Origin of the sequence: Alteromonas sp. S015, assembly GCF_036864485.1 — a bacterium.
Taxonomy (GTDB): Bacteria; Pseudomonadota; Gammaproteobacteria; order Enterobacterales; family Alteromonadaceae; genus Alteromonas.
This window is the reverse complement of the sequence record NZ_JAZETO010000008.1, coordinates 56,032-72,871: the sequence shown is the minus strand read 5'-3', so window position 1 is coordinate 72,871 and position 16,840 is coordinate 56,032. Positions and strand designations below refer to the sequence as shown.

Below are 16,840 nucleotides of genomic sequence, written 5' to 3'. Positions count from 1 at the left end.
CTCAAAGCTTTTGGATAAAATAACTCGAGCGAGAGATGACCGGACGGTCATCTCATGTCATTCGTTATTTAAAAAGGAAAAAAGCAACTACTTACTTTTGAGGTGTGAGATATTCACGCATACGCTGCTGCGCCACGTCTACGAGCATATCAGGCTGGAATTTTGAGATAAACCGGTTGCACCCCACCTTTTCTACCATGGCATCATTAAAGCTTCCGCTCAATGATGTGTTAAGCGCTATAAATAAGTTGCTCATACGCGGATCATTACGCACTTCTGAGGTAAGCCGGTAGCCGTCCATTTCTGGCATTTCTGCATCGGTAAACATAAGTAAAATCTCATCAGTAGGATTCTTTCCTTCATCAGCCCACTTCTTAAGCAACGCCAAAGCTTCAGCACCATTTTTCCTTTCTATAATAGTAATACCGAGCTGCTCTAACGTATCTTTGATCTGTTTTCTGGCTGTACTAGAGTCGTCCACTATCAACACTTTCTTACCTAAGAAGTGATTGACTATCTCTTTATCCAACACCTCTTCCGAGATAGATATGTCGTAATCGATAATTTCCGCAAGCACTTTTTCAACGTCGATGATTTCTACCAGCTCTTGTTTACCCTCAACATTCAGCTGAGTTATAGCCGTTAAATAGTTAGATTTCCCAATGCCGCTGGGGGGAGGCTGAATGGTTTCCCACGATGTGTTCACGATGTTTTTTACTTCACCAATGATGAAGCCCTGCACGCTTCTGTTGTATTCAGTGATAATGACATTCTTTGCTGTTGCTTGCGTTGCTGCACCGCGCATTTTGATCGCCTGACGCAAGTCGATAATCGGAATGGAGCTTCCGCGATAATTCATTACCCCTTTCAGGTTGTGATGCGAACCAGGCATTATATTAAGCTTGGGAACATTTATAACCTCTTTAATCTTAAAGACGTTCATGGCAAATATGTGGCGCGTTCCCAGTTGAAACATCAAAAGCTCAAGCCTGTTCTCACCTACAAGCTTGGTTCTCTGGTCAACCGACGACAATACACTGCTACTCATAACACCCACTTTTTCATAAAATAATCAACAAGCTAAAGCAAATACCCCTCAACAAGATACAATATGCCTAGCGTGAAGCTCTATGCCTAAATTTACCTTGCTCGCCATGGCAAAGCTATTACCCTTTTAGCTAATAGACAGATGAAATAACCAGCAACAACAAGCGTTTGCCCGTTAAAAAAGTTACTTCATTTTCGAACGAACTCTCGCCCCAGTTCTGCCTCATTGCATAAAAAACGAAGTATATGTGATAGAAGTATACGCGATCTAACTGTTAGCCAGCCCCCAAACATTCACCAAATAAATGACCGCAATCCAAAATATATATTTCTATTATTTCAAATCCGGCACTAGGATGAAATGGAATCAACGGGAACGCCCTACAGCGTAAACATAAACAACGTTAAGTATTTTAATTATAGTCGGGAGAGACGCTCATGTCGCAATATCAACAAGACATTGATAACTTCGCCACATTAAAGGCAGCACAAAACGGAACGTGGGAAGGTATCAACCCAGAGTTCGCTGCACGCATGAAGGTTCAAAACCGTTTTAAGACAGGTTTAGACATTGCTCGCTACACCGCAAGCATCATGCGCAAAGACATGGCTGAATATGACGCAGATTCGTCTCAGTACACACAGTCTCTAGGCTGCTGGCACGGCTTTGTAGGCCAACAAAAAATGCTTTCAGTTAAAAAGCATCAAGGCACAACGAATAAAAGCTACCTGTACCTTTCAGGTTGGATGGTAGCAGCACTACGCTCTGAGTTTGGTCCTCTACCTGACCAATCAATGCACGAGAAAACGTCAGTTTCTGCCCTTATCGAAGAGCTTTACACTTTCCTTCGCCAAGCTGACGCACGTGAACTAGGTGACCTTTTCCATAAATTAGACGACGCGAAGAAAAATGGCGGCGATGTAGCTGCGATTCAAGCTGAAATCGACAATTACGAAACACACGTAGTGCCAATTATTGCTGATATCGACGCGGGTTTTGGTAACGAAGAAGCAACTTACTTACTTGCAAAGCAAATGATTGAAGCGGGTGCATGCTGTATCCAAATTGAAAACCAAGTATCAGATGCTAAGCAATGTGGTCACCAAGACGGTAAAGTAACTGTGCCGCACGAAGATTTCCTAGCTAAGATCAACGCCGTACGCTATGCATTCCTTGAACTAGGTGTTGATGAAGGTGTAATTGTTGCGCGCACCGACTCACTAGGTGCCGGCCTAACTCAAAAGATCCCTGTATCTACGTCAGAAGGCGACCTAGCGGCTCAGTACAATGCATTCCTTAAAACCACTGAAGTTGCAGGCGCTGATGACCTAAATGAAGGTGACCTAGTGCTTAAACAAGGTGGCAAACTGGTTAAACCTGAGCGCCTACCAAACGGCTTGTTCCGCTTTAAAGACAACACCGGTTTCGACCGTGTAGTCCTTGATTGTGTAACGTCACTTAAACACGGCGCAGATCTACTTTGGATTGAGACTGAAAAGCCTCACGTTGGTCAAATTGCTGAAATGGTTAACGCTATTCGCGAGCAAGTACCAAACGCAAAGCTGGTATATAACAACTCTCCATCATTCAACTGGACGCTTAACTTCCGTCAGCAAGTCTTTGATGCTTGGACAGAAGAAGGTAAAGACGTTTCAGGTTATGACCGTGCGAAACTGATGTCTGCTGACTATGATGACAGCGAACTTGCAGCGGCGGCAGACGAGAAGATTAAGAGCTTCCAGGCTGATGCGGCGCGTGAAGCAGGTATTTTCCATCACCTTATCACGTTACCGACTTATCACACTGCAGCACTGTCTACCGACAATCTTGCAAAAGGCTACTTCGGTGAAGAGGGTATGCTTGCTTATGTACGCGGTGTTCAGCGTCAAGAAATTCGCCAAGGTCTGGCGTGCGTTAAGCACCAGGCGATGGCAGGTTCAGACTTAGGTGATACGCACAAAGAATACTTCTCCGGTGAAGGTGCACTTAAAGCATCAGGTGAAGATAACACCATGAACCAGTTCGACGTATAACGCGAATAGGCAATGAGTTAAACGGAAAGTATCCCAACCTTTCCTACAGGGCACCTTCGGGTGCCCTTTTTTGTACGTATTATTCACTCCATTTATGCTTTTTAAAATAAATAAAAGAAACCATATTTTTATAAATTTCATGACAATTCCACATACCAACTACTTTTCAATAGCTTATAGGTATAACAATGGCCAAATTAAGACTAAACGCTTATCTGACATCGAAATAAAAAAGTTCTATAATAGCTGCGTTTAATTAGGTTTAAAAAGAGCATTAGAATAATGAATATAGCGAAGGTCGACCTGAATTTATTGGTTTATTTAGATGTGCTGTTGCGCGAAGGAAGTGTAACGAAAGCCGCAAACCAGCTAAGCATCACTCAGCCAGCAATGAGTAATGGCCTAAAGCGTCTTCGCGACTTGTTTAAAGACCCGCTATTAGTTCGCACCAGCGACGGGATGACCCCCACTAAGCGCGCGCTTGAACTTCAACCCATTATTCGCGATGTGCTTAGTCGATTAGAAAGCTCTATTCAGCCCGAAACTGATTTCGATCCGTTAACCAGCGACAGAACTTTCCGCATTATGACCAGTGACTATGCTGAAAGCACCTTGTTACTTGAACTCGTTGGACGGCTTGCCGACTTGGCGCCTAATATTACCCTTGACCTTATTACACCGAGTGACGTTACATTTCACGATGTAGAGCAAGGTAAGGTTGATATGGCTATTAACCGCTTCGATGAACTGCCTCTTTCATTTCACCAAAAAGTGATTTGGTATGACACCTTTAGCTGCGTAATGAGTGCCGACCACCCGCTAGTGGAAAAGTGTAATCTTGAAGGGTATTTAAGTGCCCAGCACATCTGGGTGAGTAAAACGGGGTTTGGTGTGGGCGTAGGTATTGACCCGAATGAAGTGCAAAAACTAGGCTGGGTTGACGCTGAACTAACAAAAATTGGAAAACAGCGGGCTATCCGCGTGTTTACTCGCCACTATCACGCAGCCCTTCAGATTGCGAAAAAGCAAAAGCTTATTGCCACTTTGCCAAGTAAAGCTGCCCGTTTATTTAAGCACGACCCGGATGTGGTGATAAAAGAGCCGCCTTTTGACATTCCCCCCATTGCGCTAAAAATGGCCTGGAGTGCCTTACTTCACCATGACGCAGGTCATATTTGGTTGCGCCGGCTGATAAGCGATGTCGCTAGCGAAATGAACGCAGGCTAAACATTCACAAAATATATGACAAAGATACAAACCATAAATTAAAAAACTATCTCTATACACACTACACTGGGTAAACAGACAAATGTATAGAGGTAGTTATGCAAGGATATATTACTAGAGGCCGACTACAGGTTGCCGAACAGCTCGATAACTTTATCAATGAACAGGCACTTCCTGGTACAGGTGTAGATAAAGACGCGTTTTGGCAAGGTGCAGAAACCCTCTTTCAAAAGTTCATTCCTCAAAATCGCGCACTTTTAGAAAAGCGAGAACAGCTTCAGCGCGCTATCAACGACTATCATAAAGCCGGCAACCCAGTCGATGGGAATGCATATACCGACTTCCTAAAAAGCATTGGTTACCTTGTTGAGCAGCCGTCACAAGTAAACGCACAAACAAAAAATGTAGACGCAGAAATAGCAACAATGGCTGGCCCACAGTTAGTAGTACCAATCAATAACGCCCGTTACGCACTTAATGCGGTAAATGCCCGTTGGGGAAGCCTTTACGACGCGCTATACGGCACTGACGTAATTAGTAATGACGGCGGCGCAGAGCCTGGAAAAAGCTATAACCCTGTACGCGGTGCCAAAGTTGTTGCGAAGGCGAAAGACTATTTAGATAGCATGATACCACTTGCCAAAGGCAGCCACGCTGACGTTACTGAGTATAAGATTGAATCGGGTAAATTAGCTATTACCCTTTCCGATGGTGATGAAACTACCTTAGCAAACACAGAGCAATGGCAAGGATACCAAGGTGACATTAGCGCACCGTCAAGCCTGCTTTTTGCACACAATGGCTTGCATTTTGAAATTCAACTAGACCCCACTCACCCTATTGGAGAGAGCGACGCCGCGAACGTAAAAGACGTACTGGCTGAAGCCGCATTAACCACCATAATGGACTGCGAAGATTCCGTAGCTGCTGTTGACGCGGAAGACAAAACCTTGGTGTATAGCAACTGGTTAGGCTTAATGAAAGGCTCGCTAAGCATTGAAATGACAAAGGGCGGCAAGCAGCTTGTTCGAGCTATGCATGACGATAGACGCTATCAGCCATCTAAACACGCTTCACAAGACGAGCTAAAAGACGGCGAACTAGTGCTTTCTGGCAGAAGCCTTATGTTTGTAAGAAACGTGGGCCACCTTATGACTAACAATGCTATGCTCTTTGACGGCGAAGAAGTGCCAGAGGGGATCATGGACGGTTTAGTCACCTCACTTATCGCAAAGCATGATCTTTTAGGAAACAGCAAATTTAAAAACAGCCGTGAAGGCAGTATTTATATTGTTAAACCTAAAATGCACGGTCCAGAAGAAGTGGCATTCTCTAACGCATTGTTTGGTGCTATCGAAACCATTATCGATGTTCCAGCTAATACCCTTAAAATGGGCATAATGGACGAAGAGCGTCGCACGAGTATTAATCTACAAGCATGTATTGCCGAGGCCACTTCACGCGTTGTGTTTATCAACACGGGTTTCCTAGACAGAACCGGTGATGAAATTCATACCTCAATGCTTGCCGGGCCGTTTGCAGAAAAAGCTGCGCTTAAGTCGATGGCCTGGATTAAGGCTTATGAAACCGCTAATGTGGCGATAGGACTGCGTTGTGGCCTTTCTGGCAGAGCGCAAATTGGTAAAGGCATGTGGCCCGTCCCCGACGAAATGCAAAATATGATGACCACTAAAATAGGTCACCCTAAAGCTGGTGCAAATACTGCTTGGGTGCCCTCACCTACTGCAGCAACTCTGCATGCGCTTCATTATCACGATGTGAATGTGTTCGACGTTCAAAAGTCGCTTGATGAAAACTTTGACGGCCTTGCTGATATTCTTACAATTCCATTGTTAGAGGATGCCTCAACGTTAACGCGCGAAAGCATTAAGCGTGAAATCGACAATAATGTTCAGGGCATTTTGGGCTACGTAGTACGCTGGGTGCACCAAGGCGTAGGCTGCTCTAAGGTTCCAGATATCAACAATGTAGGCTTGATGGAAGACCGCGCTACCTTGCGTATTTCATCGCAGCACATCGCCAACTGGCTAGAGCACGGTATTGTCAGTGTAGATCAAGTAAAAGAGTCTTTGGCTCGTATGGCAGTGCTGGTAGATGAGCAAAATGCGGGGGACCCTGAGTATATTCCGATGGCACCTGACTTAGACAGCTCAATTGGCTTCTTAGCTGCAAGCGACCTTATCTTTAAAGGTAAAGAGCAGCCTAGCGGTTACACCGAACCTTTATTGCATGCCCGTCGACGCGAGATGAAAGCAAAGCTCGCAGCAAGCTAATAAAAACGCCCATTTAAACAAGGCCCGCTCTGTTATCATTCGGAGGTGGGCCTTTTTATTTTGCACCATAACATTGCCAATGTGTTTGTAATGCTAAAGCGACATTCAACCGTTAGTTATGTAGTGATTTGGCAACACTTTAGACTAAAGATATCGCTTATCTCTGCCGCACACTTTGCCGATAGCACACGAATAAACTACGCTTTTAGTACGAGGTTCTGCGTTCTGTTATTCCAATGAATTTAGCCACCGAGCGTAACGCCTCCCTAGCTTGGAGTATGCATATGCAGATAGCCTCGGCAGCAATACCGAATAACCTTTTAAAGTCGGACGTAACACAAATTGTGCCCATCTTTTCAGGTGGGGGCACGCGCTTGAGCGCCCACATCGGCATTATAAAAGCGCTGCACGATATGAATGTTGGCTTCGACACATTAGTGGGTGTATCGGGCGGCTCAATTATCGCTTCGCTCTATGCCAAAGGTTACAATGTCGAGCAAATGCGAGAGCTAGCACTAGTTACTGATTTCAAGCAGTTCACTGAGTTTTCGATCGTAAGATTGCTTCGGGAAGGAGGGCTTTCATCTGGCGATGTGTTTCAGCGATGGATTGACGAACAGCTAGAGGGCGCAGTGTTTGCAGACCTCCCCCTTGACCTGCATATACTCGCTACCGACGTGAACGGCGGCGGGCCAGTTCTTTTCAATAAGCAAACTTCCCCTGATATGAAAGTATCAGAAGCAGTGCGTTACTCTATGTCGATTCCGCTTATCTTTTCATTTAAGCCCTTTAAAGAGCACTTATTAGTAGACGGGGCGATATTGTCTGAAGATGCGCTGTTTGAGGATTGGCGAGGTGATGGCACGCCATCAGTTTGTTTTAGGCTGCAAAGTACTAATCAAAAGCGTAAAGCCATCAAGAAAAACTTACTTCAGCTTCCCCAGTACGTCAGCATGCTCATTCGTACATTTATGACCGCAATATCCAGGGAGTATGTCAACGCGAAGTATTGGCATAATACGGTGGTGGTGAATACCGGAGAAATTTCTGCGGTAGATTTTTCGCTCACGCCTGAAATTAAAAACACACTTTTTGAGCTTGGTTATGCCACCACGAAAGAGTTCTTACCCAAAAAGTGTGCAGGATTCATGAGAAACAGTGCTGTTTTATAACACGAGAGCACTTGAAACTTGCCAGCACTTATACCTTATAAAAGTCGCGATACCAGTCGACAAACGCTTTTACGCCTGTTTCTACATCGGTAGAGGGTTGGTATCCAGTATCTTCAACTAGCGACGACACATCAGCATAGGTGTCAGGCACATCCCCAGGCTGCATAGGAAGAAGCTCTTTTTTGGCTTCAATACCCAAGGCTCTTTCAAGGGTTTCAATAAACGTTAAAAGATGAACAGGCGTTTGCGCACCTATGTTGTACACCTTATAAGGTGCCCTGCTCGTGCTTGGATCCGGGTTGCTGCCGTTCCACCTCTGGTTGGGTTTAGCCACATTATCGAGCGTGCGAATTACGCCCTCAACAATATCGTCAATATAGGTGAAGTCGCGGCGGTGGTTACCGTAATTATATACCTGTATTGTTTTACCTTCTAAGATAGCTTTAGTGAACTTGAACAGCGCCATATCTGGACGTCCCCATGGACCGTAAACGGTAAAAAAGCGCAACCCTGTTGTAGGCAAGTTATACAGGTGGCTATAAGTATGCGCCATCAGCTCATTCGCTTTTTTAGAAGCCGCATACAAGCTGACTTGATGATCTACGTTATGCAGCTCTGAAAACGGCATCGTTTCATTTGCACCGTAGACTGAGCTAGAAGACGCATACACCAAATGCTCAACATTATTGTGACGGCACCCTTCCAGAATATTCACAAAGCCCACGATATTGGAGTCGACGTAAGCATTTGGGTTTTCAAGAGAATAACGCACACCAGCTTGAGCAGCTAAATGCACTACTCTATCAAACTTGTGTTCCTCAAAAAGCGTAGCCATCTTATCGCGCTCTTCAACACCCATTTCTACGAATGAAAATAAATCAGCAGCCGATGATGACTTAATCTCATCTAAACGGGCGTGTTTTAAATTTACATCGTAATAATTGTTAATGTTGTCAATTCCGACAACAAGGTCACCACGATTGATAAGGTATTGCGACACAGCTGCACCAATGAAACCAGCTGCTCCGGTGACTAAGATTTTCATGAAAATATATACTTAAACGCTCTGATACAGTTATGCTACTACTATACGTTAAATCTAAATAATGGAAAGTTGCATGAGCACGGCACTTATTGAATCTGTGTTAAGTTCAAAATCAGTGTTAATTACGCATACTGACGATATTTTAACTTATCACCAATCTCCAGAAGGTTTTACCTCTCAAGTCAAGGGGGTGATTAAAATAGGTGATAGTTCAGACATTAAGGCTGTTATTGAACTTGCGAACAAATGTAGCGGCAGCAACGAGGCATTCGTTATCTACCCTATTAGCACTGGAAATAATTGGGGGTATGGCAGCAGTGTTCCACCCCGTGATGAAAGGGATCAATACCTACTCGATTTATCGCAGCTCAATAAAATACTGTACTTCAACGAAAAAACAGGCCTGTGCACAGTCCAACCAGGTGTTACGCAGAAAATACTGTATGATTTTCTAAATGAGCACGCATCCGACTATATGGTTCCCGTAACTGGTGCAGGCCCTACGTGCAGTGTTCTTGCTAATGCACTTGAGCGTGGTTATGGCATCACGCCTGTGGCAGACCACTTTTCCGCAGTAACCTCCATTAAAGGTTTTTTACCCACAGGTGAATACTATCAGTCCAGCGTTGCAGATATGGACATGACATCTGAGCAGTTGGCCGACAAATCATTTAAGTGGAAACATGGCCCTTACCTGGATGGAATTTTCACGCAATCGGCGAATTTGGTTGTTACCGAAGCCACTATTTCACTTGAAAAAGCGGGTGACGGTTTCACCTCGTTTTACATGCAATTCTTTGATCAATCTTCATTTACTACCGCCTATGAAGTGGTATCCGAAATATTCGATAAAGTTGGGCGCAATGTAGGGAGTATGAACCTAATGGACAAAAGAAGGGTGTCCGCCATGATGGCCGACAATCCGAATGGCCCAGGTTCACATCAAATCATGACTGACCAACAAGTAGAAAAAATAAGTAAGCAACAAGAGATACCGGAGTGGACAGTAATAGGGACAGTTTATGGTGCGAAAAACGTGGCCAAGGCTGTGAAAGCAGAAATAAAGAAGATTGCGAAAAACAGAGCATCAAGACTTTTCTTCTCAAATGACCTACTTATTGAGTTTGGAAAGCTTGTAACCAAACTGGCACCAAAGTCTTTGCTGCAAGCGCCACGACAGCAGCTGGCCACGTTAGAAGAAGGCATGGCAATTATGAAAGGCATACCTAATCAAGTTGCCTTACCTCTTGCTTATTGGCGTAATTCGGCAACAACGCCGAACAAAACAAACCAACTTAATCCGGCAAGAGATGGGTGCGGCCTTTTATGGTACGCACCTTTAATACCGACAAAACCAGCCTCGATGTTAAGTTTTATCGCGTTGGTTAGAGAGACGTGCCAACAGTTCAACATTGAACCTATGATAACGTTCACTAACTTCAATCAATATTGTACTGACAGTACTATCCCAATAGTTTTTGATATCAACAACGAAAAGGCAAAAGAAGATGCAAAAGCGTGCCTTGCATCACTTTACGAGCAAGGCCTAAAACTTGGCTTTGTTCCGTATAGGTTGAATATAGAGCAACAAGAAAATCTTGATACGTCAAAAGCATTCTGGTCAACATCGAACAAAATTGCACATGCGCTAGACCCTAACAATATTCTTGGGCCAGGGCGCTACGCAAAGGGACGTTAACTTTTTCGCAAGGTCATTGATAACTTTTTTAGCATGTGCGGCACAAGTACGTAAACGGGCATTTTCATTAGATGCCCCCGCATGTATGCCAAAAATCGACAGATACGAAGCAATTTGCTGTCGCAGACGCGTGTATCCGGCACTAAAGCACGTTTCATAACGAACAGTGTAAACGCTCGACGAGTCTTATGGAAAAGACTGAGTTGGCTTTGCAACTGACGTTTTGTTTCAATTGGACAGTGCAACGGGAAATAGAACTCTGCCAAACATATCACATCGAATAAAAGTGAAGACAAGTTCATGGTTTTTGCGGTTTTAACTATTGCTTCCCAAAAATGATGTGATGCATTGTCATTACAAAGACAAGTAAAATCATACAGGTCACGAAGTGACGAGCTTACATCCTCGTTCCAGTAAAGATGCACACATGTGTGTAATGCCTGCATATGTTTATTGAGAACAAGTTTCTGTTGCGAAGAGGCAACGATGTTCTGCCTCAATATTGACTCATCGGGGGCTTTTCCACTCACTGGCAAATATAAATTGTGGTGAATATCTAACGTGGTGCCAGACAGAGGATCGAACATTGGTGGAATTTCGTGAGCAAACTCCCGATAGTATTTTTCATCGTAGTTAGCTAGCGGTTTTATTTGCCACCCCAACGAGAGGAGTCTTTTCTCTGTCTTTTGGATCTCGTTTGAACTAACGAGAATGTCAATATCAGACATGGTTCGACCTTCCAAAGAAACGGCATTTTCAATATTGTATGCCGCGCCTTTAAGAAAAACGGGGGTTATCCCTATCTCCTCTAAAAGAAGGTTGATTCTGTCTATTTCAGTTCCAACCTGGCATCGCTGCCGATCAGAATAGTTCACGTTTGAAGTTACATGCCACTGAATGCTTTCAGGCAATCTATCTACCATGTTTTTGCGTTTAATTTTGTGAGCGAAGATGCTCAATAAATTCGCAGCACGAAGAAAGACAAACAGTTCAGACAGGGTTTTCGGTGATAGCGATGACACCAAAGTTACATCATTGAATATTTTGAGAAAGTATCTTGCTTTAGCAAAAGCATTCACAGAAGCAACTCCGTTAACGCCGCTTCTGCGCTATTGATATCAGAGTAATCCATAGAAAAAAATTCAACCTTATCAGCAAGGTCGGCTAAAGCTTCAAACCCTTTTTCGGCCAAGACATGGTAATTAAACGCATTTCTTATTATCTGAAGTGTGCCTTCCGCTGAAGCGACTTCCTGTAAGGTGGTTGCCTTGCCGCGAACATATTTAGGAAACACCACTGCACCTATGGGCGTATCTTTGAGAAACTTAAAAGATGCTGCCGTATGCACACGTTTATGCGCAACTGTCCCTTTTTGGGTGTCGTAAAACTTCTCTGTGAATACGCTATCACTAAAACTTGATTTTACGATATCGATAGCATCGTTTTTCAAACAAACAGGTCTATTGATTGGTTTAACATGAAGGTTTTCAAGTTCAATTATCGCCATCTCATCTGAAAAAACTGTCCATCCCATTTCCGATAATAAGGCGCTTAACGTACTTTTTCCTGAACCAGGCAATGCAGGGAATAAGATTGCTTTTCCATTTTTAACTAGTACTGCAGAATGTATTACAAGCCTTGAATATTCATGAGCAGCAATACACCAATTCATGCCCCATTCGAGCATTGGGTAACTTTGACTACGAGGGAGAGGGAAAAACGGCGTTTGTTTATCGCAATAGAAACTTATCTGTGGAGAGATGAACTTTCTTAGTAAATTAGGAGGCTTTACTGCAATATCAAAATCATAGCGTTCCATCTCTGTGTTGGTATTACAATACATATGACGCACTGAATGGCTTACTGCCGCACACTCATTGTACAGTCTGAATACGTAAGGCCCTGTATTAATAAATGAAAACTTCAAACTCTTTCAATAATATTCAGGTCGGATGCCTTTTTAAAACTTAGCGTTTTAAAATTCAGTGCCGATTCAAAAAACGTCTGTTCGTGAGACTCTTCCAACAGCTTTTCGGCCATGGCAGTATCATTATATTCAAAGGCCATGGTGTCTCCCGAGCGCGTATCGAAGACAAGGAGATAGTTGCTAGACCTCAAAAGCCTAACCTTGACTGAGCTGCTGAACTTGAACATAACAAATAAGGCTGATCCACCAATGCGCTATCAGCCTATTTTCTGTTACCCTTGCCGTTGCCGTTGCCGTTGCCGTTGCCGTTGCCGTTGCCGTTGCCGTTGCCGTTGCCGTTGCCGTTGCCGTTGCCGTTGCCAGGAGCTTCACCTAACGCATTATCTTCGGTCAAGCCGAATGGCGTGGTACGGTTGTACTCGTTGTGTTCAGGCTGGGATAATGTGTACTCGCTAGACGAACCACTTTCAAAATTATAACTAAAGCTCACCGTTTGAGTTCCACCAAGGCTCTCTGGTGAAGCCAGCGCGATACGAGACTCGCTAAATAAATAAATCGCGATGTTATTTACAAGCTCATTTGCCTTTAGAATTCGATCTGACGCACTAGCGCGGTAGTGAACAACTGACGGATAGAAACCAAAATACGTGTTAAGCCAAACCGCCGCCAAATTGTAATCCATACCACCAGGCTTATCTAAGGCGTCAAACAGTGGAACACCGCCGTTTGCATAGGAAACGTCATCATCGAGTACGCGTTTATCTATTTTCATCGAGTTTGATTTGATAACCGACTCAAGGTGGCTTTCATAGGCCACCCAAAGAATAGAACCAGGTTCAGCGGCTGGCATCGCAGGGTAATCTACTTTCTGAAGCGCAGTAAACATATCTTTTAGTCTCTGCCCATTCATAGAACCATCTAACGCATCTTTCCATGTGCCCGGTGAGCGGCCACCAGAAATAGGAGGTGCTTCGCATTTTTGTTCGGGGTTCACTCGAGATACATTGCCAGACATAGCTCCCGATACTGAACATGCGCCCCAAACAGACTTACCTGGAACTGACAAAGCAGCAGAACCCACGGCAGCTTTGACAATAAATTGTCTCCGTGAATTTGTACGCTGAATTGTTTTGTCATCTTTAGTGAGTTTATGGCTCATTTGATCCTCGAAATTGAATTACTCTTGCATACATCCGTAGACGCAGATATCACGGATATGCAAGAAATAAACCAGAAAAAATGTATATATATTTCATAGTGATAAAATCACCAATCGCTCGCTATGTAAAAAAATAGGACACTCTAAAACACTGTATGTATACACTGCATAAATTTACATAAGCTCGTATTACACATAACCGATTACCAGAGGATATCAAAATCACAACGAATTGATAGGCGTTTATCCCTCAAATTTTAATCGTTTTGTTTATCAAATTTCACTTCGGCGTTTCTAGGTGGTTGAAATTGCCATATAAACTACTTAATGTTTAGGCATTATCTATTTATACTGCGGCAACAGCGTGTTTAAAGCACTCGTAATTGAACTCATCTCCCCGTTACAAACCAGCCTTTTTCTTGTCTTCATGGCCGCCATCGCACAGCGTATTTTAAGAAATAAGAGATTAGCGTCTACACTTGTTTGCATATCATTGGTATGGCTGCTTATCTGGTCACAACCCTACTCCGCTGATTTGCTGCTTTATCCACTCGAAAGGAACCTGGAGGTAAAAAAACACCAACACGATAGCCAAGAATTACCCGATTTTATTTTCGTACTAGCGTGTTATTACAATACAGAAGGAGATGTACCAGAAGTTAGTAGATGGTCGAGTTGTTCGCTTCAACGGCTTGTACAGACTGCGATGTTGTACAAACAAACGAAGAGTAAAATAATAATAAGTGGTGGGTATTTTCTAGAAAACAAAGACATCAGTTATAGTCAAAAAGCAGAAGCGTTTTTGATGTCACTGGGGGTGCCTCAAGATAAAATCATCTTAACAGATGAAGGCACCAATACCCATGAGGAAATTGTGTCCGCCAGCCAACTGGTTATGAATAAAAACGTGTTAGTGGTAACGACTGCAACTCATGTACGGCGTGTTTCCAACGAGTTAAAACACATCACCAACCATGTCGTTTTTTTCCCAGTCGATTATCATAGCGCAGGAACGTTAACCCCCTACTTAACAATGCCATCCCTCGCCGCATTGACAGCATCTCGCTCTGCATTTTATGAATACTTAGCGCTCGTTAAACAGCGCGCGACTCAATAGTTCTCTTCCTTTGAACTAATGTTTAAGACAAAACAGTTTAAAACATTGTCTTTTTTGCTACACTCTTTTTATATTTAATCGTGCGTGCATATTATGCCAAATTTAAAAAACGCAAGTATTTTAGATGCTGTCACTAAGCTTGTCGGTAAAAACAACAAGATTGGTAAGTTGTTGTCTGGATACGGAAAACTGAAAGAAGCGAATTATATTTCTTCTCATTTTTCTTCTTATCTAGTCCCTGTTGTAGCGAGATCTGATGCGTTAAGAAATGAGGTGTTTAAAATTCGTCACGGCGTTTACTGTGAAGAATTAGGGTTTGAGCCCGTCAAAGAAAGTGGGTTAGAATTGGACGATTTTGACGCATTTTCCGTTCACTGTTTAATAAAACACTGCCGCTCATCGGCTCATGCAGGTACCGTTAGAATAGTACGCCCCACTGAACCTAATCAGCAACTCCCCATCGAAAAATATTGTTTAAATTCTATTACTGATAAGGATTTAAACCCATCAAATTTTGATAGAAAAGACATTTGCGAAGTATCGCGCTTGGCAGTGCCTAAGGAATTTAGACGACGCCAAATGGATAGTCATCAAGGGGCTGGTGTTGGTATTATTAATAGAGCAACTTATTCTGAGACTGAGTTACGCTGCTTTCCATTCATTGCAGTAGGCTTGTATTTCGCGGCCGCAGCATTGGCTTTAGAAAACGAAATAAAACACGCGTACGTAATGATGGAGCCAAGGTTAGCAAGAAGCATGGGGTTTGTTGGCATTAAGTTTAAACAAATCGGGCCCGTTGTAGACTATCACGGCAAGCGTGCGCCCTATTATATAAACCAAGATTTGCTTCATACTAAGCTTTCACCCAGCTTTTTGAAAATGCTTAAAGACATAAGGGAAAGCATAGCATCTCAGTAACTGCGTTGACGTGGCTTAATTTGCGGCGTCGCTCACGATACCTACCACTTTAAGCCAACATGTCCGCAAAGGCCTCTGTGATTTATTATCAAGTTAAGGCCGGGCCTCACTGATAAATAGGTTTATATTCCTGTTACTCTATTAAAACTTACCTTTGCGTGCACTTCAGGGCTGACTGAGTCTGGGACTTTATCCTGTGTTGCACGCATCCCTCTATCTTGGCGAAATGCACAACCCTGCTTTTAGTCCGTCATTTGCTGTAACTTCCTTCGTCACCGCTCTTTAGCGCACGCTTCGTTCGCTGGGCAAAAAAAAAACCTACACACGAGGTGTAGGCTTTAGGACTTAAGAGGTCACGAAAGCATTATTTAAGCTTTCTGCGCGAAACCGCACCTAGACCCATTAATGCTAATCCGAAAAATGCAACGGTAGACGGCGCTGACACTGTAGTAATGTTACCGTCGCCAGTTGTTGAGTAGTTATTGCTATTGTTCTCGAATTGAGAAGCGGTAACAAATTCAAAATCAGGACCGCCTTCAGAGAAGTTAAGCGTATCAAACGCCTCACCACCAGTAACGCTCAGCTCTGCATAACCTTCACCATCTGTGAAGTCACCGCTCAAGCTTGCGAAAACAAAGTCATCAAAAGAAAATGATGCCCATAAGTTACCATCTTGAGCTTCGCTGTAACGTGAGTAAGAGGTACTGCTAACGTCACCAAATCCTGTGCCATCTAACGACATGTCGTCATAGTAAACATTCAACCAAGCATTTGAGAAATCAAACTCAGTCACAGATAGAGGAACAAGGCCACCAAAAGCAAACGTTAGTTCACAAGCACCAGGACCTGATGTACAAAACGATGTACCGCCGCCAAAGCCGAATGGCCCTTGCGCACGACCGTCTGAAAACAGAGTGAATTTACCAATACCAGTAAGTACACCAGCACCAAGCGTTACATCTTGTGCACTTGAACTATTGATAACTGGTACACCGTTAGCCATGCCATAGTCACCGTTTGAGTACCATTGTTGGAACTGAACGCTTGCAGCTAAACCGCCCTGCTCAGTCGTGTCCCATGTAATACCACTTTCACTTACAACATCTGCGTTAACATTCATAGATAGACATACAGACGCAGCACCAACCGCTCCGACGATAGTCTTAAAAATTCTTTTCATAGTAGTCATCCTTATTTGCTG

At 43.5% G+C, this 16,840-nt stretch carries 14 protein-coding genes; 7 read left to right on the top strand and 7 right to left on the bottom strand.

Going from position 1 to position 16,840, the window contains the following annotated elements:
* Positions 1-91: 91 nt before the first annotated feature.
* Complete coding sequence (locus tag V7R42_RS15440; protein ID WP_334021133.1) at positions 92-1,048, bottom strand: chemotaxis protein CheV; 957 nt, start codon at positions 1,046-1,048, stop codon at positions 92-94.
* A gap of 437 nt (positions 1,049-1,485) precedes the next feature.
* Between V7R42_RS15440 and V7R42_RS15435 the strand changes: the two genes are divergently transcribed.
* The 4 genes from V7R42_RS15435 to V7R42_RS15420 all read left to right on the top strand — a co-directional run bounded on the left by V7R42_RS15435 (position 1,486) and on the right by V7R42_RS15420 (position 7,774).
* Positions 1,486-3,081: an isocitrate lyase gene (locus V7R42_RS15435; RefSeq protein WP_334021132.1), complete on the top strand. Its 1,596-nt coding sequence runs from the start codon at positions 1,486-1,488 to the stop codon at positions 3,079-3,081.
* A gap of 282 nt (positions 3,082-3,363) precedes the next feature.
* A complete protein-coding gene (locus tag V7R42_RS15430; RefSeq protein WP_071959609.1) occupies positions 3,364-4,308 on the top strand; it encodes a LysR family transcriptional regulator in 945 nt (314 codons plus the stop codon).
* A gap of 98 nt (positions 4,309-4,406) precedes the next feature.
* On the top strand, positions 4,407-6,602 hold the full coding sequence (locus V7R42_RS15425) for a malate synthase G (RefSeq protein ID WP_334021131.1): 2,196 nt from the start codon (positions 4,407-4,409) through the stop codon (positions 6,600-6,602).
* Between the two features lie 284 nt (positions 6,603-6,886).
* Positions 6,887-7,774 (top strand): patatin-like phospholipase family protein, encoded by an 888-nt coding sequence (locus tag V7R42_RS15420; protein WP_334021130.1) that lies wholly within the window; start codon positions 6,887-6,889, stop codon positions 7,772-7,774.
* A gap of 28 nt (positions 7,775-7,802) precedes the next feature.
* Here V7R42_RS15420 and V7R42_RS15415 read toward each other — a convergent pair whose 3' ends face one another.
* The gene (locus tag V7R42_RS15415; RefSeq protein ID WP_334021129.1) at positions 7,803-8,819 is read right to left on the bottom strand and encodes an NAD-dependent epimerase; all 1,017 of its coding nucleotides are present in this window, start codon (positions 8,817-8,819) and stop codon (positions 7,803-7,805) included.
* Positions 8,820-8,892: 73 nt separating this feature from the next.
* Between V7R42_RS15415 and V7R42_RS15410 the strand changes: the two genes are divergently transcribed.
* Positions 8,893-10,518, top strand: coding sequence for an FAD-binding protein (locus V7R42_RS15410; protein ID WP_334021128.1), 1,626 nt, complete (start codon positions 8,893-8,895; stop codon positions 10,516-10,518).
* Here V7R42_RS15410 and V7R42_RS15405 read toward each other — a convergent pair.
* The 4 genes from V7R42_RS15405 to V7R42_RS15390 all read right to left on the bottom strand — a co-directional run bounded on the left by V7R42_RS15405 (position 10,515) and on the right by V7R42_RS15390 (position 13,604).
* The gene (locus V7R42_RS15405; RefSeq protein ID WP_334021127.1) at positions 10,515-11,597 is read right to left on the bottom strand and encodes a nucleotidyltransferase domain-containing protein; all 1,083 of its coding nucleotides are present in this window, start codon (positions 11,595-11,597) and stop codon (positions 10,515-10,517) included. The genes V7R42_RS15410 and V7R42_RS15405 overlap by 4 nt on opposite strands.
* Positions 11,594-12,445: an HprK-related kinase A gene (locus V7R42_RS15400; RefSeq protein ID WP_334021126.1), complete on the bottom strand. Its 852-nt coding sequence runs from the start codon at positions 12,443-12,445 to the stop codon at positions 11,594-11,596. The genes V7R42_RS15405 and V7R42_RS15400 overlap by 4 nt, the downstream gene beginning before the upstream one ends.
* On the bottom strand, positions 12,442-12,585 hold the full coding sequence (locus V7R42_RS15395; RefSeq protein WP_183043303.1) for a hypothetical protein: 144 nt from the start codon (positions 12,583-12,585) through the stop codon (positions 12,442-12,444). The genes V7R42_RS15400 and V7R42_RS15395 overlap by 4 nt, the downstream gene beginning before the upstream one ends.
* 122 nt (positions 12,586-12,707) lie before the next feature.
* Positions 12,708-13,604 carry a hypothetical protein gene (locus V7R42_RS15390; protein WP_334021125.1) on the bottom strand — a complete coding sequence of 299 codons (897 nt, stop codon included), beginning with the start codon at positions 13,602-13,604 and terminating at the stop codon, positions 12,708-12,710.
* A 364-nt stretch (positions 13,605-13,968) separates the two neighbouring features.
* Between V7R42_RS15390 and V7R42_RS15385 the strand changes: the two genes are divergently transcribed.
* On the top strand, positions 13,969-14,721 hold the full coding sequence (locus tag V7R42_RS15385) for a YdcF family protein (protein ID WP_334021124.1): 753 nt from the start codon (positions 13,969-13,971) through the stop codon (positions 14,719-14,721).
* Between the two features lie 93 nt (positions 14,722-14,814).
* Complete coding sequence (locus V7R42_RS15380; protein WP_334021123.1) at positions 14,815-15,639, top strand: PEP-CTERM/exosortase system-associated acyltransferase; 825 nt, start codon at positions 14,815-14,817, stop codon at positions 15,637-15,639.
* 364 nt (positions 15,640-16,003) lie between these two features.
* On the opposite strand, the gene V7R42_RS15375 is transcribed toward V7R42_RS15380, so the two are convergent.
* The gene (locus V7R42_RS15375) at positions 16,004-16,819 is read right to left on the bottom strand and encodes a hypothetical protein (protein WP_334021122.1); all 816 of its coding nucleotides are present in this window, start codon (positions 16,817-16,819) and stop codon (positions 16,004-16,006) included.
* Positions 16,820-16,840: the final 21 nt, after the last annotated feature.

Excerpts from the sequence above, each read along its gene's own strand:
- V7R42_RS15440 (WP_334021133.1), bottom strand. The coding sequence starts at position 1,048 with ATGAGTAGCAGTGTATTGTCGTCGGTTGACCAGAGAACCAAGCTTGTA.
- V7R42_RS15435 (WP_334021132.1), top strand. The coding sequence starts at position 1,486 with ATGTCGCAATATCAACAAGACATTGATAACTTCGCCACATTAAAGGCA.
- V7R42_RS15430 (WP_071959609.1), top strand. The coding sequence starts at position 3,364 with ATGAATATAGCGAAGGTCGACCTGAATTTATTGGTTTATTTAGATGTG.
- V7R42_RS15425 (WP_334021131.1), top strand. The coding sequence starts at position 4,407 with ATGCAAGGATATATTACTAGAGGCCGACTACAGGTTGCCGAACAGCTC.
- V7R42_RS15420 (WP_334021130.1), top strand. The coding sequence starts at position 6,887 with ATGCAGATAGCCTCGGCAGCAATACCGAATAACCTTTTAAAGTCGGAC.
- V7R42_RS15415 (WP_334021129.1), bottom strand. The coding sequence starts at position 8,819 with ATGAAAATCTTAGTCACCGGAGCAGCTGGTTTCATTGGTGCAGCTGTG.
- V7R42_RS15410 (WP_334021128.1), top strand. The coding sequence starts at position 8,893 with ATGAGCACGGCACTTATTGAATCTGTGTTAAGTTCAAAATCAGTGTTA.
- V7R42_RS15395 (WP_183043303.1), bottom strand. The coding sequence starts at position 12,585 with ATGGCCTTTGAATATAATGATACTGCCATGGCCGAAAAGCTGTTGGAA.
- V7R42_RS15390 (WP_334021125.1), bottom strand. The coding sequence starts at position 13,604 with ATGAGCCATAAACTCACTAAAGATGACAAAACAATTCAGCGTACAAAT.
- V7R42_RS15380 (WP_334021123.1), top strand. The coding sequence starts at position 14,815 with ATGCCAAATTTAAAAAACGCAAGTATTTTAGATGCTGTCACTAAGCTT.
- V7R42_RS15375 (WP_334021122.1), bottom strand. The coding sequence starts at position 16,819 with ATGAAAAGAATTTTTAAGACTATCGTCGGAGCGGTTGGTGCTGCGTCT.